This window comes from Cyclobacterium amurskyense (genome assembly GCF_001050135.1).
GTDB lineage: Bacteria > Bacteroidota > Bacteroidia > Cytophagales > Cyclobacteriaceae > Cyclobacterium > Cyclobacterium amurskyense.
In genome coordinates, this window is record NZ_CP012040.1 from 5,022,788 (window position 1) to 5,045,499 (window position 22,712).

At 38.4% G+C, this 22,712-nt stretch carries 17 protein-coding genes; 9 read left to right on the forward strand and 8 right to left on the reverse strand.

Features of this window, described 5'->3' with window-relative positions; genetic code table 11:
* Window positions 1–258: 258 nt before the first annotated feature.
* Window positions 259–891 (forward strand): pyridoxamine 5'-phosphate oxidase family protein, encoded by a 633-nt coding sequence (locus CA2015_RS20135; RefSeq protein ID WP_048643526.1) that lies wholly within the window; start codon window positions 259–261, stop codon window positions 889–891.
* 63 nt (window positions 892–954) lie between these two features.
* Window positions 955–1,962, forward strand: coding sequence for a metallophosphoesterase family protein (locus CA2015_RS20140; RefSeq protein ID WP_048643527.1), 1,008 nt, complete (start codon window positions 955–957; stop codon window positions 1,960–1,962).
* A 635-nt stretch (window positions 1,963–2,597) separates the two neighbouring features.
* Here the strand turns inward: CA2015_RS20140 and CA2015_RS20145 are convergent.
* A complete protein-coding gene (locus tag CA2015_RS20145; RefSeq protein WP_048643528.1) occupies window positions 2,598–5,297 on the reverse strand; it encodes a DUF7133 domain-containing protein in 2,700 nt (899 codons plus the stop codon).
* Between the two features lie 335 nt (window positions 5,298–5,632).
* Between CA2015_RS20145 and CA2015_RS20150 the strand changes: the two genes are divergently transcribed.
* The 4 genes from CA2015_RS20150 to CA2015_RS20165 all read left to right on the forward strand — a co-directional run bounded on the left by CA2015_RS20150 (window position 5,633) and on the right by CA2015_RS20165 (window position 10,720).
* Window positions 5,633–6,709, forward strand: coding sequence for an amidohydrolase family protein (locus CA2015_RS20150; protein WP_048643529.1), 1,077 nt, complete (start codon window positions 5,633–5,635; stop codon window positions 6,707–6,709).
* A gap of 223 nt (window positions 6,710–6,932) precedes the next feature.
* Window positions 6,933–7,868, forward strand: a complete 936-nt coding sequence (locus tag CA2015_RS20155; RefSeq protein ID WP_240477856.1) for a sterol desaturase family protein — start codon at window positions 6,933–6,935, stop codon at window positions 7,866–7,868.
* 177 nt (window positions 7,869–8,045) lie between these two features.
* Complete coding sequence (locus CA2015_RS20160) at window positions 8,046–9,062, forward strand: (R,R)-butanediol dehydrogenase (protein ID WP_048643531.1); 1,017 nt, start codon at window positions 8,046–8,048, stop codon at window positions 9,060–9,062.
* Window positions 9,063–9,949: 887 nt separating this feature from the next.
* Window positions 9,950–10,720, forward strand: coding sequence for an SDR family oxidoreductase (locus CA2015_RS20165; RefSeq protein WP_048643532.1), 771 nt, complete (start codon window positions 9,950–9,952; stop codon window positions 10,718–10,720).
* 229 nt (window positions 10,721–10,949) lie between these two features.
* On the opposite strand, the gene CA2015_RS20170 is transcribed toward CA2015_RS20165, so the two are convergent.
* Together CA2015_RS20170 and CA2015_RS20175 are read right to left on the reverse strand one after the other, a co-directional pair.
* Window positions 10,950–12,107 carry a DUF4221 family protein gene (locus CA2015_RS20170; protein ID WP_048643533.1) on the reverse strand — a complete coding sequence of 386 codons (1,158 nt, stop codon included), beginning with the start codon at window positions 12,105–12,107 and terminating at the stop codon, window positions 10,950–10,952.
* A 559-nt stretch (window positions 12,108–12,666) separates the two neighbouring features.
* Window positions 12,667–14,301: a sulfatase gene (locus CA2015_RS20175; protein ID WP_240477857.1), complete on the reverse strand. Its 1,635-nt coding sequence runs from the start codon at window positions 14,299–14,301 to the stop codon at window positions 12,667–12,669.
* A gap of 933 nt (window positions 14,302–15,234) precedes the next feature.
* Between CA2015_RS20175 and CA2015_RS20180 the strand changes: the two genes are divergently transcribed.
* The 3 genes from CA2015_RS20180 to CA2015_RS20190 all read left to right on the forward strand — a co-directional run bounded on the left by CA2015_RS20180 (window position 15,235) and on the right by CA2015_RS20190 (window position 18,482).
* Window positions 15,235–16,437, forward strand: coding sequence for a glycoside hydrolase family 117 protein (locus CA2015_RS20180; RefSeq protein WP_048643535.1), 1,203 nt, complete (start codon window positions 15,235–15,237; stop codon window positions 16,435–16,437).
* Between the two features lie 108 nt (window positions 16,438–16,545).
* Window positions 16,546–17,664 (forward strand): Zn-dependent alcohol dehydrogenase, encoded by a 1,119-nt coding sequence (locus CA2015_RS20185; RefSeq protein ID WP_048643536.1) that lies wholly within the window; start codon window positions 16,546–16,548, stop codon window positions 17,662–17,664.
* Between the two features lie 14 nt (window positions 17,665–17,678).
* Window positions 17,679–18,482, forward strand: coding sequence for an alpha/beta hydrolase (locus CA2015_RS20190; protein ID WP_048643537.1), 804 nt, complete (start codon window positions 17,679–17,681; stop codon window positions 18,480–18,482).
* 21 nt (window positions 18,483–18,503) lie between these two features.
* On the opposite strand, the gene CA2015_RS20195 is transcribed toward CA2015_RS20190, so the two are convergent.
* Genes CA2015_RS20195 through CA2015_RS20215 form a run of 5 tightly spaced genes read right to left on the reverse strand, consistent with a single transcriptional unit; the run spans window position 18,504 to window position 22,566 of the window.
* Window positions 18,504–19,631 carry an XdhC family protein gene (locus tag CA2015_RS20195; protein ID WP_048644651.1) on the reverse strand — a complete coding sequence of 376 codons (1,128 nt, stop codon included), beginning with the start codon at window positions 19,629–19,631 and terminating at the stop codon, window positions 18,504–18,506.
* Window positions 19,632–19,635: 4 nt separating this feature from the next.
* The gene (locus CA2015_RS20200) at window positions 19,636–20,832 is read right to left on the reverse strand and encodes a molybdopterin molybdotransferase MoeA (protein WP_048643538.1); all 1,197 of its coding nucleotides are present in this window, start codon (window positions 20,830–20,832) and stop codon (window positions 19,636–19,638) included.
* A 40-nt stretch (window positions 20,833–20,872) separates the two neighbouring features.
* Window positions 20,873–21,907, reverse strand: a complete 1,035-nt coding sequence (gene moaA, locus CA2015_RS20205) for a GTP 3',8-cyclase MoaA (protein WP_240477858.1) — start codon at window positions 21,905–21,907, stop codon at window positions 20,873–20,875.
* Window positions 21,894–22,307, reverse strand: coding sequence for a molybdenum cofactor biosynthesis protein MoaE (locus CA2015_RS20210; protein ID WP_048643539.1), 414 nt, complete (start codon window positions 22,305–22,307; stop codon window positions 21,894–21,896). The genes moaA and CA2015_RS20210 overlap by 14 nt, the downstream gene beginning before the upstream one ends.
* A gap of 1 nt (window position 22,308) precedes the next feature.
* Entirely contained in the window at window positions 22,309–22,566 is a 258-nt protein-coding gene (locus tag CA2015_RS20215; protein WP_240477859.1) for a MoaD/ThiS family protein, read from the reverse strand.
* Between the last annotated feature and the right edge of the window lie 146 nt (window positions 22,567–22,712).

Below are 22,712 nucleotides of genomic sequence, written 5' to 3' on the forward strand. Positions count from 1 at the left end.
ATAAAATTCCTTCTCAGGTAAAATAGTTCCAGCCATACAGTTAAAAACTGTCCATTAAGGATTGAATTTAGCAAGGACTTTTCTAAATCCAATTGAAAAAAGCCTACACTAAAATAGCTGCTTTACCAATCTTAATTTCCTTCCCTATTTATTAATGAATTATTATTAAATTAAAGCTTTAAAACCGATAAGAGGAGGCGCCTAGAGAGGCTTCTTTAAAAAAACCTATTCATTGCACTACTAATAAAATATTAACCCATGAAAGTTGAGTTTAAAAATCAGATAAATACTTTAGAAGAATTGAGAGAAATTCTTGGTTTCCCCAGAGAGTTAGTGCAAAAAAAGTCAATTAATTTTATTGACGGGCATTGCAAGAATTTTATCGCCAAATCTCCAATGTTGTTTCTAAGTACAGCCAATAAAGATGGGAGCTGTGATGTTTCTCCCAGAGGTGACCCTGCAGGTTTTGTGGATGTGCTAAACGAGCAATACCTAGTTCTACCTGAAAGACCTGGGAATAAGCGATGTGATTCTATGGTGAATATTCTTTCTAACCCTCATATTGGGTTAATATTTATCATTCCGGGGCTCAAAGAAACCTTGCGGATAAATGGTAAAGCCATCTTAAGTCGAGACAAAGATTTACTTGAAAAATACCAGATTAATGGGAAATGTCCTGAAGTAGGGATCATTGTAGAAGTAGAGGAGTGTTATATTCACTGTGCAAAAGCATTTTTAAGATCTAAATTATGGGAACCTGAGACATGGCTGGAAAAGGAACAATTACCAGTTGTGGCTAAAGTCTTGGCAGACCATATTAACAGTGAAAATTTTTCATCCGAAGAAATAGCATCTGTTTTAAGTGAAAGTTATTTAAAAAGATTGTATTAAGAGGTATACCCTATAATTTTAACTTTAGAATTGAATTTTTAAACTGACAATTTATCCTAATTAATGAAGCGTAGAAAATTTATAAATAAAATAGGAACAGGTTCATTACTTGCCTCCCTGCCATTTACTTCAATGTCTTTTAAAGCCAATGCTGAAAGTAAGAAGAATACCCAAACATTGCGTTTTGGTTTGGTGGCCGATGTTCATAAAGATTTGATCCCAGACGCCAATGAGCGATTGGAGGAGTTTATTGACAAGGCCATCTCAAGAGAGGTGGACATGGTAATACAATTGGGTGACTTTTGTATGGGGGAGGATAAAAACAAGGATTTTATGGGTATCTGGGAAACTTTCAAAGGGCCTAAATACCATGTGCTTGGTAACCATGATATGGATCGGAATTCAAAGCAGGAAATGTTGGATTTTTGGGGTATGCCAAAGACTTATTATTCTTATGACCTAAAGGGAGTCCATTTTATTACCCTAGATGCTAATTTTTTGTTTCAAGATGGGAAATATATTGATTATCATAAAGCCAATTTTTACGTGGATAGTGCACTAAGAACTTACATTGATGACGAGCAGATTGAATGGTTTAAAGCAGACCTTGCTGCCACAAAATTACCGACTATTGTACTTTCACACCAAAGTCTTTGGCACCATCAATGGGGAGTGAAAAATAGACTGAGAATTCAGGAGATAATGGAAGCTGAGGCAGATAAAGTCATTTGTTGTTTTAACGGTCACAATCACATCGATTTTCATAGGCACCTAAATGGCATAGATTATATTGAAATTAACAGTATGTCTTATCAGTGGATAGGAGAAAAATATACCAGTTTGGAGAGGTTTCCTAAAGCCCAATACGAAAGGTACCCAAACTTGCCACATATTGCTGCTTATAAAGATCCTCTATATGCTTTTGTGACAGTTGACCCAGTTGGTACGCTAACCGTGGAAGGTGTAAGAAGTCAATGGATCAAGCCCACACCTTATGAATTGGGAATGCCAGAAGGACAGTACGGAAGTGTCTCTACTGCAGTAATATCGGACTATATGGTTAAGTTTTAACTTGAAATAGGCAATCAAATTTATATTACCTGTTGCGATTAATTCTTTGAATAATGATCTATTTGGGCTGATAATAGTTAGAGAATCTTAATTAATAATCCCATCTAACCCTTTTATTCAATACAGAAATTCTTATAAATTAATGGAAGATTAATCATTCCGATTATTAAACCCGGATTATGTAATAGAATTTCTCCGCCCTGACATTGTCAGGGGTGAAGCCTGTCCCGTGTTTACGGGAAGTGTTGCAATCGCAAGAAAATCAGGCTGTTTGGAGATTTTAGCATAGCACCGCTTTGGTGAAATTGAAAACAGCAACGAAGTGGCTGATTTTAAAGCGATTTCAGCACGTAATAGAATGTCTATTGCATATTTCGGGTTAAAGCCCCAAGGGGGCGAAATAACCTAGCCAAGGGTGTCAGCCCTTGGTAAAAAAATGATGAGCACTATATGATTTTGGCGGTATTGTTGCTTTTATTCTGCAACAATGCTGACAAAATCTTAAGATTTAAAAGTTAATGGCGGGGTCTTCGCATTCGGATATAACGACCCGTAAAAAAGGCAATCGTTTTTAGGTTAATTAAATGGTGACAAATCAGAGCCGAAAGCGCCTTGATTTGCCACCATTGTATTTTTTATCTTGCGTAGATATTTAATTTGCGCATGTTCCAAGGCTTTTCGCCTTCTTCCAAGCTTTCAATTTTCAGAAATTTGGCTTCGGTATTATTGTCCCAACTTACAGTGTTGGCTCCTTGGTTGCCTTTAGCCTGAGCTACTTCAATCCATTGTTTACCATCTAAGGAAACCATAACTTTGAATTTCCCAAGATTCATCTCATCCCTGGATTCAAAAGACAATTCCGTTAGTGCCGCCGCCTTTGGCAATTCAACCTGAAACCAACTGCCATTTTTTAGGTTTCCATCAGTTTTCCAGCCTTTAAAACCAAAGACATAAGATGGATCTCTTGTAGAACCTACACCTTGTAAAGAGGTACTGCTTGCTGTTACCTTCCAGTTGTCTTGAGGGGCAAGTACTTTTGGTACTTCAGCTAACAAGGCATCGTATTGGTAATTTCCATCCTTTTGTTCGGTATCTTTTCGAATTTTTGCTACATAGTCTGCTGATACAAAGCTTCCTGAATTACCAAAATCATTTCTAATATAAGAGGCTACGGCAGCGATATACTGGTCATCATTGCTACTCATGGCAATCATTACCCCCTCGTATTCCTTGCCTTCTATTGCTCCGGTAAGTCCGTGTAAAAGTGTTTTTACAATGTATTCAGGATGACCTTGAACACGTGGTGAACCTGAGAATGCTGGTGCAATCAATTGACCACCGGCAGCTCCGGTAGGTGTTCCAAGTCCTTTTACACCGTGACAGGTTGCACAGTAGCTGTCAAAAATTGTTTTCCCCTGATTAAATAAAACCAGTTCCGCCGGAGTGTATTGGGTTTCGGCCAATTTTTTTTCTTCTGCGATATTTTCCAATAACTGTTTAGTGACCACTTGAACACCTTTGGCTTGGTTGGAGCGCTGAATTGCTTTGAGGGTCTCTTCAATTCCACTTACTTTTAATACATAGGCACTCTGAAGCGCTTGAATGACTACGGAAGGATCAGCATCCAAAGTCATTTCTTTGTAGGACTTTTCAAGGCTTTTTTCTCCGTATTTGTATAGGGTTTCACTGGCTCGTAGTCCTTGAATCCTGATATTTACACTCTTATCTCCCAAGAAAGACAATACGAGGTCCTTTTTAAGTAGGCCTAAACCCTCCAGTGTCCATAATGCATGGATTCTAGCCAGTTCATTGCTGGAACTTTTGGCCATTTTCACCAAATCAGCTTCAACAGAGTGGTCTTGTCTCAGAATTAAGAGTTGTTGTGCCTTGTCTCTCCACCATCCATTGGGATGTTCCAGGTGCTTGACAAGTTCAGCAGCACTTTCTTCAAACATTTTGGGCTTGTTTTTGTCTCTAGACATTCCCTCATAGGTAACTCGCCAGATTCTTCCATTCTCTATGACATCGTCCATTTGGTACTGAAGGATTTTTGTACGCAAATAACTGCCGTCTTGGGTCCAGTTTCCTTCTTGAATAATTCCACGGTACATGTCCACGATATACATGGTGCCATCAGGGGCGGTAGCCATATCTGTTGGTCTGAAAAATGGATCAGTAGATTGAATGAATTCTGATTCGATGTCCAAGTATTGGTTTTGAATAGAGGTGATTCCTTCTTTTTTATCCGAATATACCTGTCTTACTATTCTACCTACAGGTTCACCATAGAAATACTGATTAACCAATTCTTTTGGCAATCTGTCACCTCTGAAAACATCATTTCCAGCAGCACCGGTTACATTATTCAGTGATCCGTCAGGTTTTGTTTCCCTCATTCCAGGTTCAAAATCTGCTAGCCTAACCAAACTGAAAGGAAGTCTAAAATCTTTTTGGAACTCCTCTTTAACATTAAAATTTCCATAAACAATGGGAAAGTTAAAGTTTCGGGGTACTCCACCGGCACCATCTTGAAACCAAACCTGTCCATAATTGTCTTGAGTCACTCCCCATTGTCCATAAGGATTTCCAGTTGGTTCCTGAATTACCCCATCAGGAGTCCATCTAATTCTTTTCGAATTGTAGGTGCTGTACATCCAATTGTCCATGGCCCAGGTAAGGAAACTGGTTTGGTGTTCCACATTTCCTGATCTACCAAGGCCAGAAGCAAACAATTCCTTTTTATCTGCTTTGCCATCATTGTCCGTATCGGTATATTTATAAACCTCATCTTCATTGGACTCCATAGATAGAATTGTACCCGGTCCAAATGGAACAACAAATCTCGGGAAAACCAAGCTGTCTAAAAATACAACGCCTTCTTCATAAATGCCATCGTTGTCTTTGTCTTCCCATCTGGAAATACGACTTGTAGGTAATAATTCTCCAACTGCATCAATGTCTTGCATGTAACTTCTTAACTCTAGCACATACATTCTTCCATTGCCATCAAATTGTATGGCTGCAGGCTCTTTGATTTGTGGCTCGGTAAGAATCGGTGTCATGGAGTAACCAGGCTGGAGAACAAAGGTCTTTTGTTCTTCGCTGGCGGACAATGGAACTAAAGGCGGTAAAGGACTAAGGTCTATGCCTTTCCATCTTGGAGAAGTTAGATCGGCAGATTCGGGAATGGGAACTTCAGGATAGGGGGCTTGCATTCTACTTGGATCAAGCCTTTCTGTCGGAGAGATGTCGGTATAAGGTTTTTCCTGTTTACAACTGAAAAGAAAAACCAAAGCGACACTTAGACTATAAAATGATTTTACTGAAAAGTGCATTAAAATTTAATTTACTACACCTTGTTATTAAGGTGTAAAGGTTCTGGTGATATGGTCTTGTTATTTAAGATATATTGTTTCTAAATAAAATTAGAGGGACAAAGTATACTATTTTTTTAAATATATAGAGGATTAAAAAATAATTTTTTTATCGTTTTTTTCTTACTGGTAATAATTTCCTTTAAATTATGCCAAAATAAGCTGGTGTCCCAAAATGATACTCGTACCGGAATTTGACATGGTTTCTTCGAGTTAAAACATTAAACTATTGTAAATGAGTAGACAATAGTCGGTTTTTCCAGTATTTATACCTAATCAATCTTAGTTCTATTTTAATGAAAAAATACCTATCTTTTATTATCGCGCTTACAATTTTTGTCTCTTGTACTGAAGACAATGCGTATTACTCCATGGAAGATTATACTAGGGTCAAAAAGACAGATGTTCACATCCATATAATGTCAGACAGGCCTTATTTCGTGGAAAAGGCCAAGGCTGATAATTTTCATTTGGTGAATGTCGCTTTGGAGATTAATAAGGGTTGGGATGATGTTTATATCAAGTACAATTATGGAAAGATTCAACAGGAGCAAAACCCTGAAACTGTCGATTTGGTAACTTCTTTTGCCGTCTCTGATTTTGATGATCCTGTTTGGGAAGAAAAAGTAATTTCCTGGTTGGACAGCTGCTTTGATGAAGGAGCTGTAGGGGTTAAGGTTTGGAAGAATATTGGTATGGTATCAAGGGATACTACAGGAAATTTAATTGCGATCGACGATGCAAGGTTTGATCCTATTATAGCCCATATTCAGAAAAGGGGTAAAACCTTAATGGGACATCTTGGAGAACCTAAAAATTGCTGGTTACCTTTTGACGAAATGACGACCAATAATGATAGAAGTTATTTTAAAAAACATCCTGAATATCATATGTACCTGCATCCTGAAATGCCTTCCCATGAGGATATTGTGGCCAGTCGTGATAGAATGTTAGAAAAGCATCCTGACCTTAGATTTTTAGGAGCACATATGGGAAGTTTGGAGTATAGCGTTGACGAATTGGCTGAAAGGTTTGAGAAGTTTCCAAATATGGCTATTGGGCTTGCAGCAAGAATGGGGCAAGTTTTTTACCAAACGGTTGAGGATAGAGAAAAAGTCAGAGACTTCTTTATTAAGTACCAAGACAGGATATTGTATGCAACTGATTTGGCTGATAATGATAATATGAGCAAAGAAGACTTGGAGGCCAATATGGAGAGTGCCTGGAAAAGGGATTGGGAATATTTTGTAACAGACAACGTCATGGAGAGTGATTTAATCAATTCATCCTTTCAGGGAATTAAATTGCCAAAGCAAGTTGTGGATAAGATATTTTATAAAAATGCCAATACCTGGTTTGCCATGAATCCTTAAAAGTTGATTTGGATTTAATTTCATGTATTTTAGAATCCTATTTACTATTTTAAAAACCAAATTTAACAAATACAGAACCCAAATGATGGTTATGGCTTGACTTATTAATCAAAATAATAAGGCCAATCATAAACCAATAACCTAGATTATCTTATTATAACAAATGGAGTTTTTTAACAATTTATTCAGTGAAATAACCGGGTTTTTAGGCATAAACCGATTAATGGAAATCTTAAGTTCTGGGGATTATGCAGCATTTAAAACCTATGATGGCATCACCTCATTGATTTTTCCAATCATTCCCTTGTTGGTTTTACTAGAACTGATTTTAAGTTTTGTTTACAAAAAACCACAAACCAAGGTTTATAAGGTCAATTTCTTGATTTATGTTTTTAATCGGATTGTGGGTAGATTTATCGCCATTGCCATGGTGGTTTTACTCATAGGCTTGTTAGAACCCTATGCGCTTTTCCATGCAGAACTTACCTGGTACTGGTTTATTTATGGCTATATAGTTTGGGAGTTTGCGCATTTTCTGTACCATTATTGGGGGCACAAAGTCCGTTTGTTTTGGTGCCTGCATTCTACCCATCATGCACCTGAGAACATGAACCTTTCTGTTACTTATGCGCATTTCTTTCTGGAAGCGCCTTATGCTGACACCATTCGTACCGCAGTGTGTATACTAATGGGCGTTCCTCCTGAAATGTTGTTTGTGATTATGTTTATTGATGGTACTTATGGTGCCTTTATTCATGTCGGAGAAAATTTAATGAAGGACGGGAGAATGGGTTTTCTCAATAAGGTCATACTTACACCTTCCCACCACAGGGTGCATCATGCCAAAAACCCCTTATACATGGATACGAATTTCTGTAATTTATTGCTTATTTGGGACAAAATATTTGGCACTTTTCAGGATGAGGACGATAAAATTGAAATAGAATATGGGATTACCAGAAAAATGGATTCAGGTAATTTTGTTGATGTTTACTTTGGAGAATTTATAGCTCTTTATAGGGATGTAATCCATGCCCCAGGACTGAAGAATAAACTTTTATATATCGTCAAACCTCCCGGATGGCATCATTCTGGTGCATACCAAACTGCAAAACAAATAAGAAGGGATTTTATCGAAAACAATAATTTAAAAAAATAGTTTTTACATGAAATGCCAGTTGATTTTACCATGAAAAGATCCCTTTAATTTTTGCACTTAAGGATCATCTAAAATTCGAATACTGGTTTTTACTGTATTTTATCTACGAATTGAAGCTATAGCGGACAATTCAATATTAGTCTCTTAACCTAATCATAACTTAAAACCTATACAATTTTGAAAGCAACAGTTTATAACGGCAATGGCTCCTTTTCTGTAATCGATAAAACAACGGAAGATCCAGCTCCTGATGAAGTCCGCATTAAGGTGGCTTATACAGGTGTTTGCGGAACAGACGTACACATTTACCATGGCATGATGGACAAGCGGGTAGCTATACCCCAAACCATCGGGCACGAAATGTCAGGAACCATAGATGGGGTTGGCGAAAATGTCAATGATTACTCAATTGGTGAAAAAGTAGTGGTTAGGCCTTTGGATGATCGCTTGGTCAAAGCTTCAGACAAAGGATACAACCATATTTGTGCAGGCCTTAAATTTATTGGTATTGATAGTCCGGGATCCATGCAGCAATATTGGAATGTTCCGGCTTTTGTTTTACATAAATTAAAGCCTGAAACAGACTTGAAATTGGCAGCATTGATAGAGCCTCTATCTGTAGCTGTTCACGATGTTAAAATGAGTGGTCTGGTGCCCGGAGAAACAGCTGTAGTGCTAGGTGGCGGACCAATAGGTTTATTGGTGGCTTTGGTCGCTAAGAATGCCGGCGCCAATGTAATCATCTCTGAGGTCAATGAAACCAGAATAAAAAAAGCTGCTGAGTTTGGCCTGCAGGCCGTTAATCCAACCAAAACGGATATTGTTGAATTGGTGCGGGAGCAAACAGAAGGCCGACTGGCGGATGTGGTTTTTGAGGTAGCTGGAGTGCAGCCTGCCCTGGATATAATGACCGATCTGGCTGGAATTCGAGGGAGAATTGTAATGGTCGCCATCCATGGGGAAAAGAAACCCGTAGATCTGTTCAAGTTCTTTTGGAAGGAATTGAAGCTTATAGGGGCAAGAGTTTATGAAAAAGAGGATTATGAAAAAGCCATTGCACTGATCACTGCCAACGAACTTCCTTTTGAAAAAATGATCACCGATGTACAGCCTTTGAGCAATATTCAGCAGGTTTTTGAGTCCATAGATAAAAATCCTTCAGGCCTAAAAGTATTAATGGATTGCCAGCTATAAAACGAAATAAAAACCTATGAATACATTCCGTCTGACTATTTCTATTTACAGGGACATTGTATCCGGTTAATATAATTTGAAGGTTTAAATCACTGGTTATTGATATTTCTTCCTGTTCATTTTTGTCCACTGATCCGCTTCGATACTCAGGGCAGGCCCTGAGGGAATTGTAAATCAGGGCAGGCTATGATACAAAAACGAACCAAAAAGATCAAGGCTGTATGTAAATCTTAACGCAAAAATGAATTACTCCCTGGCTAAACAAAAAAAAAACTCCGCCGAAAAAGCGTCAAACAATTTTTTTGTTCTTCACGCCATTGAGTAATCCATTTTACTAATTTCCATAAGGCCGAGGAAAAAATAGAAATTGAGATAGATCCAAGTTTTCTTCTTAAGTTACTTTTTGTCGGGGTCCTATTAATGTAGCTTACTAGCCCTAGGAACAAGTATATGGTCAATAGCCATGGGTTTTAACCAATAGACAGAAGTATGAAATAACAACATTATTTATTACTGTGGTTGTGGATTATTTCATTAATCCTCACCAAGCCCCAATGGGGCTCAATATCATAGCCAAGGGTGAAAGCCTTTGGAATAAAGGATTAAGCACACCTTGATTTTGGCGGTATTGTTGCTTTTTTCTGCAACAATACTGACAAAATCACAACGTCTATTTATTACTGGGGTCGAGAATTATTTCATTTGACCTCACCAAGCCCCAGCGGGGCGCAATATCATAGCCAAGGGTGAAAGCCCTTGGAATAAAAGATTAAGCACACCTTGATTTTGGCGGTATTGTTGCTGTTTTTCTGCAACAATACTGACAAAATCATTACGAAATTACCTGTATCGAGGTATTAAAAATTTTAACATTTAAACAATTTGAAATGTCAGTATTGAATTCTTTCAGTTTAGAAGGTAAAACAGCTTTGGTAACCGGTTGCAAGAGAGGCATAGGCAAGGCCATGGCCATAGGCTTGGCCGAAGCAGGAGCCAATATCATAGGTGTAAGTGCCAGCCTTGAAACATCAGGCAGTGCAGTAGAACAAGAAGTAAAAGCAATGGGAAAAACCTTTAAAGGTTATGCCTGTGACTTTAGTGATAGAAAAGCTTTATATGGCTTTATCGATGCCGTTAAACAAGATTTTCCGGTAATAGACATCCTTATCAATAATGCAGGAACCATTCTCAGAAAACCGGCTGCTGAGCATCCTGATGAAATGTGGGACAAAGTCATCGAAGTAAACCAAAATGCCCAGTTTATTCTTACCAGGGAAATCGGTAAGGACATGGTGAGTCGGGGAGCAGGTAAAATTGTTTTTACAGCCTCCTTATTGACTTTCCAGGGAGGCATTACCGTGCCTGGCTATGCCGCAAGCAAGGGTGCTATAGGTCAGATGACCATGGCTTTTGCCAATGAATGGGCAAGCAAAGGGGTAAATGTTAACGCCATTGCTCCTGGTTATATTGAAACAGACAATACAGAAGCACTTCGCAATGACCCGGAAAGATCAGCCAGTATTCTTGGAAGGATACCTGCCGGCCGTTGGGGCAAGCCGGAAGACTTTGCAGGGCCTACCGTATTCCTATGCTCTGAGGCTGCATCTTATATGCATGGTACCACCATGTTGGTAGATGGCGGCTGGATGGGCAGGTAGTGAATTGTTAACCCTTTCCAGTTTGTATTTAGGTAGTTGAAGGCTTGTTTTTTTAACAGGTTCTAGCCTACCTCTTTTAGTTTTTAGGGGAACTTGAGAAACCTATTGGCTTCTATAAACTAAATCGGGGTTTTAACCTTTGAAATGGGAAAGTTTAGCTTAGGTTTTAGGGGTAATGATGCCTTTTTGCGCAATAATATTGATATTATTTTAATCTTAGCTCTTTTGTTTACCTCTCTTCTTTTAGGTTTGGTTTTATTCTTAAAAAACCAAGTTCATCGGCTATATTTACCTTCAGCCATAGCATTCCCTCCCTAATAAAGGGTTTGGATATTGATTTTAGTGAATATGGTAAAATTGCTTCTCCTATTAGTTCAAAGTTTTTGTCATAGATAGAAAAAAACATCTCGCGTTGGGCTATGTCGAATATGTATGATTCAGGAGCTGTTTTTTTTCCATAGGTTACCTGATAAGAAAGTCGGTAATATCTTTCATTATTGTTGTCCCAGACGGGTGGAGAAAAGCTGATTTCTTCATACATTTTTCTATAATCGACCATCAATTCTTCTATGGAGTTATATTCACCCGGAAAATCGCCTAGCTTTTCATTGGCCGTCAGCTTATGTTCGTTTTTAATAGTAAAAATTGAATCGGTATCAGGATCAAATAAAGAAATTTCATTCGAAATATCTGTTGAAACAATAAGTTTACCTCTTGCTGAAGACAGATAAAGTGCAGGACTAGTTATAGGGTCCTTTGAAAGAGTTGGAACTTTAAAAGTGTATTTTGGAATTTTACCTTTAGCGTCTATATCATATTTTTTTATTTCCATTTTACGGAAATCCATTTTCCGAAGATTAAAGGTTTTGTCTTTCCAATTGTTAACCAAAGCGTATATTATCCCTGGCTGTTCTAAGCTAATGACGCCCTTTTTAATGTATTCGAAATCATTTAATTCATCACCTTTAAGATCTGTAGAATATAAATTGTGGTTTCCAGTTCTAGTCCCATCTAGGTGAAATTGCCCGGAAATATTATCGTTAGCCAATTGGACAATATTTTCGTCTATCATTTTTAAATAAAATATTCTATCAACCGTACCGTTAGGGCCTTCCTTATCGAAGGGGAGCATTTCATCTAACTTCAATTCCTCCAAATCAATTTTTTCTAAGCTGTGATTGTAGGAGTTGAAGTTGTAATAATATTTCTTGTCAGGAGAGAGGGCAAAATCAACGGTTTGAAGGTCTAAAATTTCTTTTCCTGAGTCCACCATTACAGTATCAATAGCAAAGGTCAGTTGATATGCTTTGTCTTCATCTATTTTTTGGTTGCATGAATAAAGGAATAAAAGAATAAAATATCTGTATAAAATTTTTGCATCGATCATATTAGAGAAAAATTACTTGAATAAACTAATATACATTAGAGGTATTTACATTCAATGTTAATAATAGTTAAATATAAAATAGAATAAATAATCAGTAATATTTAAGTAAGGAATTACCTTTATTAGTTTAAATAATAAAGTGTGAGAAATTAATTAAAAAATATTAACACAAATAATCAATTAACAATAATTTTTTCTCTTTTTAAAATAGATTCTCTTTTATTAAAAGATTCATAAATAACTGTAAATCAATAGTTTAAAGTAAAACTTTTAAAGTTGTTTAGCCATTAAAATTTACGCTAGTAATGAGCTGTTTATTTCAGCTTAATTAAACCCGAAATATGCAATAGACAATCTATTACATGCTGAAATCGCTTCAAAATCAGCCATTTCGTTGCTGTTTTCAATTTCACCATAGCGGAGCTATGCTAAAATCTCCAAACAGTCTGATTGTCTTGCGATTGCAACACTTCCCGTAAACACGGGACAGGCTTCACCCCTGACAATGTCAGGGCGGAGAAATCCTATTACATAATCTGGGTTAAAGCATTTAATTCACTTATAAAATATCATTAAACAACACTTTGAATTCCTTATCCCTTACTTCATTGTCCGCATTGTAGCTTGGATTCAATGTGGGCCAGTACCGCTTGTCAATGTTTTCTTTTATCCATCCTTTTAACTTTTTGAATAACTCTTTGGTTTGCTCAGGAGAAGTTTTAGACAAGTCATTTTTTTCAAATGGATCATTTTCTATATCGTACAAACGTAACCTTCCATACCAATCAAATATAAGTTTGAAATTGCCTTCTCGGATAGCGGAATGTGGCGTCAATGGATAAGGTTCGAAAGGACTATTGTATATTACATTGAAAGGATAGTGCCAGTAATGACTTGTTTTGGTATAGCTATTCTTTTTGTTTTTACTGTCTGTTAACAGCCCCATTAAACTTTCACCATCCAAATCATTTGCAGCTACTATTTGTTTTGCGTTGTAGCCTCCAGCTTGCAGTAAAGTAGGATAGATATCTGTACAATCTATGGGTAGGTCTACCCATTGTCCCGAAGGGACATTGCCTTTCCATCGAAAAACCAAGGGAACTCTGATGCCACCTTCGGTAAGGCAGGCTTTTCCTCCCATGAAGGGATTATTGCTGGTACCATCACCTCTTGGAGTGATACTGGCATCAATTCCTCCATTGTCAGACATAAATACTACTAGGGTATTCTCTTCCAGACCTAAGCTGCTTAGTTTGTCCAATATTTTGCCCACGGAACGATCTAATCCTTTGATCATTGAGGCGTAGGTAGGGTCTTTATGGCCATTCCATCCTTTGGTATCTTTTCCCTCAAAATAACTGATTTCATCTGCTATGCCCTGATAAGGGGAGTGTATAGCGAAATGGGAAAAATACAAGAAGAATGGTTGCTCCTTGGTTTTAGCCCTTTGCTCCAAAAAATTCAAAGCCTGTGTGGTCAAATCATCTGTGAGGTATTCCTCAGAGCTTGGATTCCCGGCGTCTCCAATATCCAGTTTTTCAGGTGCCAGCTTAGGGAAAGTCTTATTGGTAGTATCATTCCATCGGTCTTTCCAATTAAAATAGGCCGATCCACCGGCATCATACCATGCCAATGGTTCAAATCCCTGATCTTCGGGTTGGTAGCCTTTTGCTCCAAAACCTCCAATATGCCATTTTCCAATAAAAGCCGAGTGATAATCTTCCAATGCCTCAGCTATAGACAATTCGTCCCATCCCTTGTCCAAGTCTGAACCTGTGGGGATGGCCGAATTGGAAATGCCATTTATCAAGGCTTGTTCTATCAGTATATTGTCCTTATGCTCTAATACATCATGAATATATTGCCCTTCAGGAACAGCTATATCCTGGTTATAATAAGTAGCCCTGGGCGGCATGGCAGTAGTAAAACCAAGCCTGCCTGCATATTTGCCTGTGAGTAGGCTTGCCCTGGTAGGCGAACACAGTTGGTTGGCATAGGCTTGAGAAAAAGCGGTGCCTTCGCTGATGAGTCTGTCTATGTTGGGCGTTTCATAAAACATTTTTGCCGTATCCGCACCTGTGAATTTTTGCGCATAGGTCTGGCTGTCCATGATCCCATAATCATCCGCTAAAATGAAAATTATATTGGGACGGCTTGCCACAGGTTTTTCGGCTTGTTTTCTTGTTTCTGACAAGCGCAGCAAAGAAAGAGGGAGAGCGTTAAAAATTGTATTTTATTCATTTTATAGGTATTTGGTCTATTATATCGTCGTTTTGATCAGGATTAAACAATTCCTTTTTGATATTAAGATCGAAGTCTTTAATTCGACTTTAATTTATAGGCTAGTCTAAAAGTAGGGTTTTGATTTAATCAAACCATCCTGTGCAGTACTGGTAAAGGAATTGGCAATTGATTTAAAATTGGTTGGTAAAAAAAAGTATTGGATGTTGTTTTGCTTTTTTTTGAGAGCCAAGATGTCTGGGTGTGAGTTTGCAACTATAGCCCAATATTTTTGATGACAAGAAATGGTAAAAATAGCTCGTAATCATAAATAATTCACTTCAAAAAGTCCTTTTCATTTCGGGACCAAGTCAGGTTTTCCAAAATAAAATCGCTATACCTTTTTCTTGTAAAAACATCAGCCTATCCTATCACCTGGAATTGAGGAAATAAGGCAATTCTTGATTTCTTATTTGATAGGCTTCTCCAATACCTTCAAAATAACTGATTATCATTAAAATGTCAATTAAATTGTTTTAAAGCTGTTTTACACGTATCCTTAGAGGTGACATTAGTTCTGAAATATATATAGGTGTAGTTGCAAACTACACCTAGCGTGGGATATTATGGGGAATAATTCAAAAGAATATACCTGTTTTAGCAGATGAAATTCGAAAATTGAAAGCTGGATAGAGAATAAATGATAAAATAGCCATAGTTTATTTTTTTTTAAAGCAGTGAATTTTTCATAAATCTAATTTTTACCCTGTAGTTGCAAACTTCCCTAGCGAAATTTTTAGGGTTCACTTTTTATTGACCAAATAAATAAGTGTAAATTAATGCCCTACATTTTCAGGTTTACTATTACTCTAAATTAACAATTGATACAAGCCCAAATAAATTAAATATGGATTTTAAACTACTTATTTATTGTGCACTAAGTGTTTTTTTATTTCAATCATGTCAGTCTACACAAAATTCTGAAAACCATAAAGAGGAGAATGAAATTGCAGTCAGTCCGGAGCAAATGGATAAATTGGGAATTACCAATGCGGAGCACCTAAGCGCCGCATCCAAGCGTGCACTGAATTGGCCGGATATTGGTAATGAATGGTTTATAGAATTCTCAAGTTTACAACCTTTAAAAGGGGATCTGGCCTATGAAGAAGGGATAGTTCGGAGAGACCCAAGTGCCATGCTATTTGAAAATGGTAAATACTATGTTTGGTATTCCAAAAGTACAGGACCAACGGATGGATTTGCCGGAGACATTGAAAAAGGTAAAGTATTCCCTTGGGATAGGTGCGATATTTGGTACGCAACTTCAGAAGATGGCTGGACCTGGAAGGAAGAAGGAATGGCGGTAGGCAGAGGGGAAAAAGGAGCCTATGATGATCGCTCGGTATTCACCGTTGAAATCATGAAGCATGAAGATATGTATTACCTGACCTATCAAACAGTGAAATCCCCCTACAATGTGCGGGTGAAAAATCAAATTGGACTAGCTTGGTCTGATTCACCTGAAGGCCCATGGACCAAAAGTGAAGAACCAATATTGAGTCCGGCAGACAATGGCATTTGGAAAGGAGAAGAACAGGATAGGTTTGCTGTAGTGAAAAAAGGGGACTTTGACAGTCATAAAGTCCATGATCCATGTATTCTTCCCTATAAAGGCAAATTTTACCTTTATTACAAGGGAGAACAAATGGGCGAGGAGATTACTTTTGGAGGTAGACAGATCCGGCATGGGGTGGCCATTGCAGACCATCCCAAAGGACCCTATGTCAAATCTCCTTACAACCCCATCAGTAACAGTGGGCATGAGATATGTGTTTGGCCGTACAATGGTGGAATAGCCTCATTAATCACCACAGATGGCCCGGAAAAAAATACCATTCAATGGGCACCTGATGGAATCAATTTTGAAATTATGTCTTCGATCAAAGGAGCTCCTCATGCCATTGGCTTAAACCGTAGTGCGGATTCAGAAAAGGAACCAACTGAAATTCTTCGGTGGGGACTGTCCCATATTTACAATAACTCCGATTATCAAAGTATCATGCGTTTTTCTTCAGCCAGAAGAACCTCACACAAAGCCAAGGGAGAATAAGCACCAATAGCGGTACAGGAATTAGTAGATGTTAGATAAAATTATTCGTTTAGACTGCTATCTTTACCACTAGATTTATCCTTACTATTATCCCAAAACGAGCTCACCATGTCAAATACTTCTAAAAGTGCTGTAGCCAAAGGGGACGGGACTTTTATTATTTCCCAGGTCAACCTTTCTGATCCTCAAGAAGACGAAGTCTTAATCAAAATGAAAGCTGCAGGACTTTGCCATACAGATTATGATTCACTCAATTGGGGAAAGCCTCTTGTAATGGGCCATGAAGGGGCGGGAATCGTAGAAAAAATTGGATCAGCCATAAAGGAGCTCAAAGTAGGGGATCAGGTGATTCTTAATTGGGCAACCCCTTGCATGCATTGTTTTCAGTGTCAGGAGGGGAATCAGCACATTTGTGAGAACAATTCACCTGTTGTAGCCGGAGCAAATGGACATACTCCCGGTCATGCAAACCTAGAGAGTAGCCAATGGAACGGAAAAAGCATTGAGCGTTCATTTAACCTAGGTACCCTAAGTGAGTATGCACTTGTGAAAGAGGCCGCAGTGGTGAAAGTGGATGAACCTGGACTTAATTTTTCGGCAGCAAGCATAGTGAGTTGCGGTGTGATGACAGGTTTTGGCTCTGTTGTAAATGCGGCAAAGGTGGAAGCAGGAAGCTCAGCTGTTGTTTTAGGTTGCGGAGGAGTTGGCCTGAATGTGATCAACGCCTGTAAAATTTCAGGAGCAGCGAAAATTATCGCAGTAGATGTCAACGCTACAAAGCTGGAATTGGCAAGAAAATTTGGAGCAACGGATACGATTCTTGCGGACAAGTCGGACATAGGTTTGTTGTTGGCTGCTAAAGAAGTAAAGGAATTATTAGGAGGCCGAGGCTCAGATTATGCTTTTGAGTGTACAGCCATACCTGCCTTGGGTGCCGCACCTTTGGCCATGGTTAGGAATGCTGGAACAGCGGTTCAGGTGAGTGGTATAGAAGAAGAAATAAGCATAGACATGAGGCTATTTGAATGGGATAAAGTCTATATCAACCCTCTTTATGGCAAATGTAGGCCACAAATTGATTTTCCAAAAATCATGAAACTTTACAATAAGGGTGAATTGATGCTGGATCAGATGATCACCCGGGAATATGCGCTGGAGGATTTACAACAAGCATTTGATGACATGCTAGCAGGAAAGAATGCAAAAGGAGTCATCGTTTTTAAGTAAAATTAGCTTATCCTATGAGTAGTTTCAGAACCAGTGAATTGTCTGACAACACTTTTGGAATGGACGGTTTGCGCTTTCTCACTGTCAAAACGCCAAACCTTAAAGGGAGGGGAGACATTTGTCTATTTATACCTGATGGAACGGATGCACTTGCCGATCTGCCCATTTATATTTTGCTCCACGGTGTATACGGGAGCTCCTGGGTTTGGGCATTGAAAGGTGGCGCTCACCATACAGCCAAAAGGATGATGGATTCCGGTGAAATCCGGCCAGCCATTCTTGCCATGCCTTCCGATGGGCTATGGGGAGATGGCTCTGGTTATTTGAGGCATAAGAACAGGGATTTTGGTCAATGGATCGTCTCTGATGTGCCAAAAGCTGTCTATGAGAATATTCCCTCTGCAAGCGAGAAATCTCCACTTGGAATAGCCGGCCTATCTATGGGAGGATATGGTGCTTTAAGATTGGGTACCGAATTTTCGGAAGTTTTCAAAGCCATATCTGCACACAGTGCCATCACTAAATTTACCGAAATGGAGGGGTTTGTAGAAGAGCCTATGGATGCTTACGATCTAATGAATGAAGACAATGATGTAATCGATTCAATAAGAAAAAATGCCCAATCTATTCCCGCCTTGCGCTTTGACTGCGGTAAAGAGGATGAGCTGATTGAAGGCAATCGCTTACTACATGCTCAATTGCTGGAATTGGGTGTTCCTCATGAATATGAGGAATTTGATGGTGCTCATGAATGGCCCTATTGGCAGAAACACTTAGAAAACACCTTAAGGTTTTTTGATCGAAACTGTCAAAAGTAATAATATCAATAAATGACAGTATCAATTGTCATGAATAGGACCGTTTTTCGACTTGAGGTAGCCTCCTTTATTTCCACTCATTACCGCCTTGATTTCTGACATAATGGACAAGGCAATTTCTTCTGGGCTTTCTGCTCCAATATCCAGACCCATAGGGCCGAAAATTAATTCTACATCCTTCTTTTGAATCGCAATTCCATGACTTTGTAACTGGTCTATTAACTTTAATAGCTTTTTTTTAGGCCCTAATACTCCTATATATGGACATTTATAGGGGTACAAACCTTCCAAAATTGCAAGATCATAATTGAAGTTATGGGTCATTAGTACCACAGCCGTCTTATTGTCTACTTTCAATTGGTCCACAATCTCTTCTCCCTTACCTATCAGAAGTTCACTAGCTTCGGGAAAGCGCGAAGCTGTAACCAAATCACTTCTACCATCAGCGATCGTGATTTCCCAGCCCATTACTTTGGCTAATTTCACCAAGGGAATAACATCATTCCCAGCACCCAATAGGTTTAGCTTTATAGCGGGCAGCATACATTCTACAAAGGCTGTGTAATTGGAGTTCTTTATGGGGAGAATAATAGATTTATTGGATGCTAAAACCGTTGTAGCTTCATTAAGTACAAATGCTTTGATTTCAGCCTCTAAATGGTTATAATGTTTACTATAAGTCATGGCCTCTTCCTGAATGAGGAGAATGGTTCCGTGTTGGTCAGTTCTTTTGTTTTTTATATCAAACAAGGTGACAAGAACCTTTGATTCCCTGTTTTTAACGCAGGATTTGAGCAGTTGGATGGGGTTATTCTCATAACTTTCATCAATCGGTTCTATCAAAATGTGAATGATTCCATTGCAACCTAAACCAATCCCAAATTTAGCATCATCATCATCGGTAGTGTCGTAGGTGACCAACAATGCACGTTGCTGAAAGATCACCATTTGTGCCTTTTTTAAAGCATCTCCCTCCAAGCATCCTCCTGAAATAGCACCTGTTAGGACACCGTTTTCTGTAATTAGCATTCTAGCCCCTGGTTGGCGGTAAGAAGAGCCATCGACCTTTACAACTGTAGCCAATGCAGTTTTTTCATTGTTCTGTCTTGCCGAATCATAAGCTTTAAGGATTTCTTTTATTTCTTTCATTCGACTAAAAGCTGTTTTGATGAAAGTAAGTGATAGGGTATAATTCTCCTTTCTTAAACTCATCCTGCTCCGACGGAAGACTCAAAAATGCATTTGCTAATGCCAAGTGAACCAAGTCTCCTGAGCCTGAGTTTGCAATTGGATTGGCCATTGTTTTACCATTATCATGGCTGGTTTTCACCAATAAATGATTGGTAAGAGGCTTTTTGAAAACAATGTCTTTGGTTAAATAGGCATAATTAGGGATTAGGGTAATCCCTAAATATTGATTGAGCCATAATTTAAAGTAAGCATGAAAGCAAACCAAGGTAGAGGTTGGATTTCCTGGAAAGCCAAAAACACATTTTGTGCCTTTAGTACCAAATAAAAAAGGTTTTCCGGGTTTTTGTTTTACCCCATGAATGTGGATTTGAAGGCCTAGTTCCTGAAAAACCACTGGTAGATAATCATATTTCCCCTTGGAGACAGCTCCGGAAAACAGCAATACATCAAATTCGTCAAGTAGTTGTTTTATGGCCGATGTAAGCTTTGCTTTGTCATCTGGTAGGTGGGTCGTTTTTGCTTCTACATTCAGCTCTTTCAAGGCTGCTTGAAGCATGTAAACATTGGACCTTCTTATTTGGTGGGGCAGGGGTTCACTTTCTATAGGAACTAATTCATCTCCTGTAGAACAAATCATGACTTTCGGCAATTTCACCACTTTTACCTGTGTATTTCCTGTAGTGGCCAGGATTCCCTTGACCCCCGGTTGGATCCATGTTCCTGAAGGTAGCAATAAATCTCCTTTTTTAGCATCTATACCTTTTCTATGGGTGTTTTGGAAGGGCTTATGAGCCATTGAGTCCAATTTTGCAATTCCATTTTGTATTGTAACCTTTTCATAAGGAATCACACAATCGGTATGGTAAGGCAAAACAGCACCAGTCATGACTTCAATACAATTCTCTGGATTTTTGAGTGGTTTCTGTTCCTGTCCTGCAGCTTGTATGGCTTCGATAAAAAAACTTTGCTGCTTCAATAATTGCCGGCTATCAATGGCTATTCCATCCATAGCTACACGGTCAAATGGTGGTGCATCCCTGTCGGTATAAATACCCTCTGCCAGCATTCTATTCAAACAGATTTCGAATGCTATGCTTTCTGTTCCACCTTTTGTACTGTGTTCTAAAATAATATTTTGGGCTTCTGCTACGCTAATCATTCAGTTTGATTTATCTTCACAATAATTCATAAAAGAGCTTTTACCCTCCTAAAAATGACATGGATTCTTTCGAGCCATCAGGAATTTGCTTTTCAGCTTCAAAACCGTCTTTTTCTTTACCTGCCACAGCCAAAAGAATGGCTGTTTTAAGTGCCTCTTCTCCAGCACCACTTCGTAATACATCCCTAAGGTTGCTTACAGGTGGTCCATATAAACAAGTTCTTAATTCTCCGGTAGCGGATAGCCTTATACGGTTGCAAGTGCCACAAAAAGTTCTACTGAAGGCGGGGATGATGCCAAAACTTCCCATGTAACCAGGTACCTTATAATTTACAGAGGTACTATTTGATTCATCTGTTATCTTTTGTATTCCAGGAAATTGAGCTTCAATATAATTGTAAAGGGCCTTGTAGTTCCACTCAGGAACTTCAAATTTATCGGTTCCATTAAAAGGCATTTCTTCCAGAAACCTAACTGACAATGGATGTTTTTCCGTCAGTTTAATAAAAGGTACAATGTCCTCGATGTTCTTTTTTCCATCGATCACACAGTTCAGCTTAACAATGAAATTCTGGTCCAATAATTCTATAATGCAGGCCATTACTTCATCAAATTTGTCTCGCCTTGTAATTTCATGAAACCGCTTTCTATCCAGGGAATCCAAAGAAATGTTTATTTTATTTACCCCAAATTTGGCCAGTTTTCGGATCTGCGCTTTACTAATTGAACCATTGCTAGTTAAGGTTACCTCTTTGAGTCCTTTGTTGTTCGAAAGCAGTTCAATAAAATCAATGATTCCTTTCCTTACAAAGGGTTCACCACCTGTAATTCTAATTTTTTTAACCCCAAGATTAACGAAGATCTTTGTGAGATAATCAAGCTCTTCATAAGTTAGCAAATCTTCCCGCTGCACGAAATTCATTCCCTCTTCAGGCATGCAATAATAGCACCTAAAATTACAGCGATCAGTAACTGACAACCTTAGATAATCTAGTTTTCTGCCGTATTTATCAATTAGCTCTTGCTGCATAGATTGTTGTTGGGATTTTGAGGCCCTTAGGTTATGGATGTGCATTTACCCACACCGTTTGATCGGTAAAATATTCTTTTTTCCAAATTGGAACTGTCTTCTTAAGCTCATCGATAAGAAACCTACAGGATTCAAATGCATCTTGCCTGTGGGCAGAAGAAGTACCAATAACTACTACCGGATCTCCTATTTGTTTCACTCCTAAGGCATGGACGATTACTATTTTTTTTAAGGGCCATTGTTTTGTTGCAATTTCCGCCAATTTGTTCATCTCTAAAATTGCCATAGGTTCATAAGCTTCAAATTCAAGTTTTACAACATCTTTCCCTTGGGCATGGTTTCTTACACTCCCTATAAATAGGTCCATTCCGCCTGCCTCAGGGTGTTGAAGCCATGAGTAAATATCATTTAGCTCAATCTGATCAACCAGTTTAACTTGTATCATATCATCCTCCACTTACTGGTGGGATTAAAGCAATTTCTTTTGCATTGGTCAAGGATAAACCGTCCTCTGCGTATTCAAGGTCAACAGCAATACCGATACTTCCTAGATTGCCCATCTTGGGGTATTTACTTAAGAGCCATTTTTTTAGATCCAAAACCGTAGTGATGGAGGGATCTTCTGGTAAATCCAGCTCTCTCTTTCCAACAATATCCTTAGAAATTCCGAATAATTGAATTTTCATGTCTTTGGTTGTAATCATTAATCCAATTTTAAAATTAAGCATAAGGGATTGATAAAGCATAGCAAATGACTATAATATTGACAGAAAAACTTGAATGAGAACAATCAAAATTTATTGTGGATTTTTTGGTGATCGCTTTTTTGCCGTCCTATTGGAATTTAAAT

What these genes read in the sequence shown, in the direction of transcription:
- CA2015_RS20135 (WP_048643526.1), top strand. Translation starts at nt 259, where the DNA reads ATGAAAGTTGAGTTTAAAAATCAGATAAATACTTTAGAAGAATTGAGA.
- CA2015_RS20140 (WP_048643527.1), top strand. Translation starts at nt 955, where the DNA reads ATGAAGCGTAGAAAATTTATAAATAAAATAGGAACAGGTTCATTACTT.
- CA2015_RS20145 (WP_048643528.1), bottom strand. Translation starts at nt 5,297, where the DNA reads ATGCACTTTTCAGTAAAATCATTTTATAGTCTAAGTGTCGCTTTGGTT.
- CA2015_RS20150 (WP_048643529.1), top strand. Translation starts at nt 5,633, where the DNA reads ATGAAAAAATACCTATCTTTTATTATCGCGCTTACAATTTTTGTCTCT.
- CA2015_RS20155 (WP_240477856.1), top strand. Translation starts at nt 6,933, where the DNA reads ATGGAAATCTTAAGTTCTGGGGATTATGCAGCATTTAAAACCTATGAT.
- CA2015_RS20165 (WP_048643532.1), top strand. Translation starts at nt 9,950, where the DNA reads ATGTCAGTATTGAATTCTTTCAGTTTAGAAGGTAAAACAGCTTTGGTA.
- CA2015_RS20170 (WP_048643533.1), bottom strand. Translation starts at nt 12,107, where the DNA reads ATGATCGATGCAAAAATTTTATACAGATATTTTATTCTTTTATTCCTT.
- CA2015_RS20180 (WP_048643535.1), top strand. Translation starts at nt 15,235, where the DNA reads ATGGATTTTAAACTACTTATTTATTGTGCACTAAGTGTTTTTTTATTT.
- CA2015_RS20185 (WP_048643536.1), top strand. Translation starts at nt 16,546, where the DNA reads ATGTCAAATACTTCTAAAAGTGCTGTAGCCAAAGGGGACGGGACTTTT.
- CA2015_RS20190 (WP_048643537.1), top strand. Translation starts at nt 17,679, where the DNA reads ATGAGTAGTTTCAGAACCAGTGAATTGTCTGACAACACTTTTGGAATG.
- CA2015_RS20195 (WP_048644651.1), bottom strand. Translation starts at nt 19,631, where the DNA reads ATGAAAGAAATAAAAGAAATCCTTAAAGCTTATGATTCGGCAAGACAG.
- CA2015_RS20200 (WP_048643538.1), bottom strand. Translation starts at nt 20,832, where the DNA reads ATGATTAGCGTAGCAGAAGCCCAAAATATTATTTTAGAACACAGTACA.
- moaA (WP_240477858.1), bottom strand. Translation starts at nt 21,907, where the DNA reads ATGCACATCCATAACCTAAGGGCCTCAAAATCCCAACAACAATCTATG.
- CA2015_RS20210 (WP_048643539.1), bottom strand. Translation starts at nt 22,307, where the DNA reads ATGATACAAGTTAAACTGGTTGATCAGATTGAGCTAAATGATATTTAC.
- CA2015_RS20215 (WP_240477859.1), bottom strand. Translation starts at nt 22,566, where the DNA reads ATGATTACAACCAAAGACATGAAAATTCAATTATTCGGAATTTCTAAG.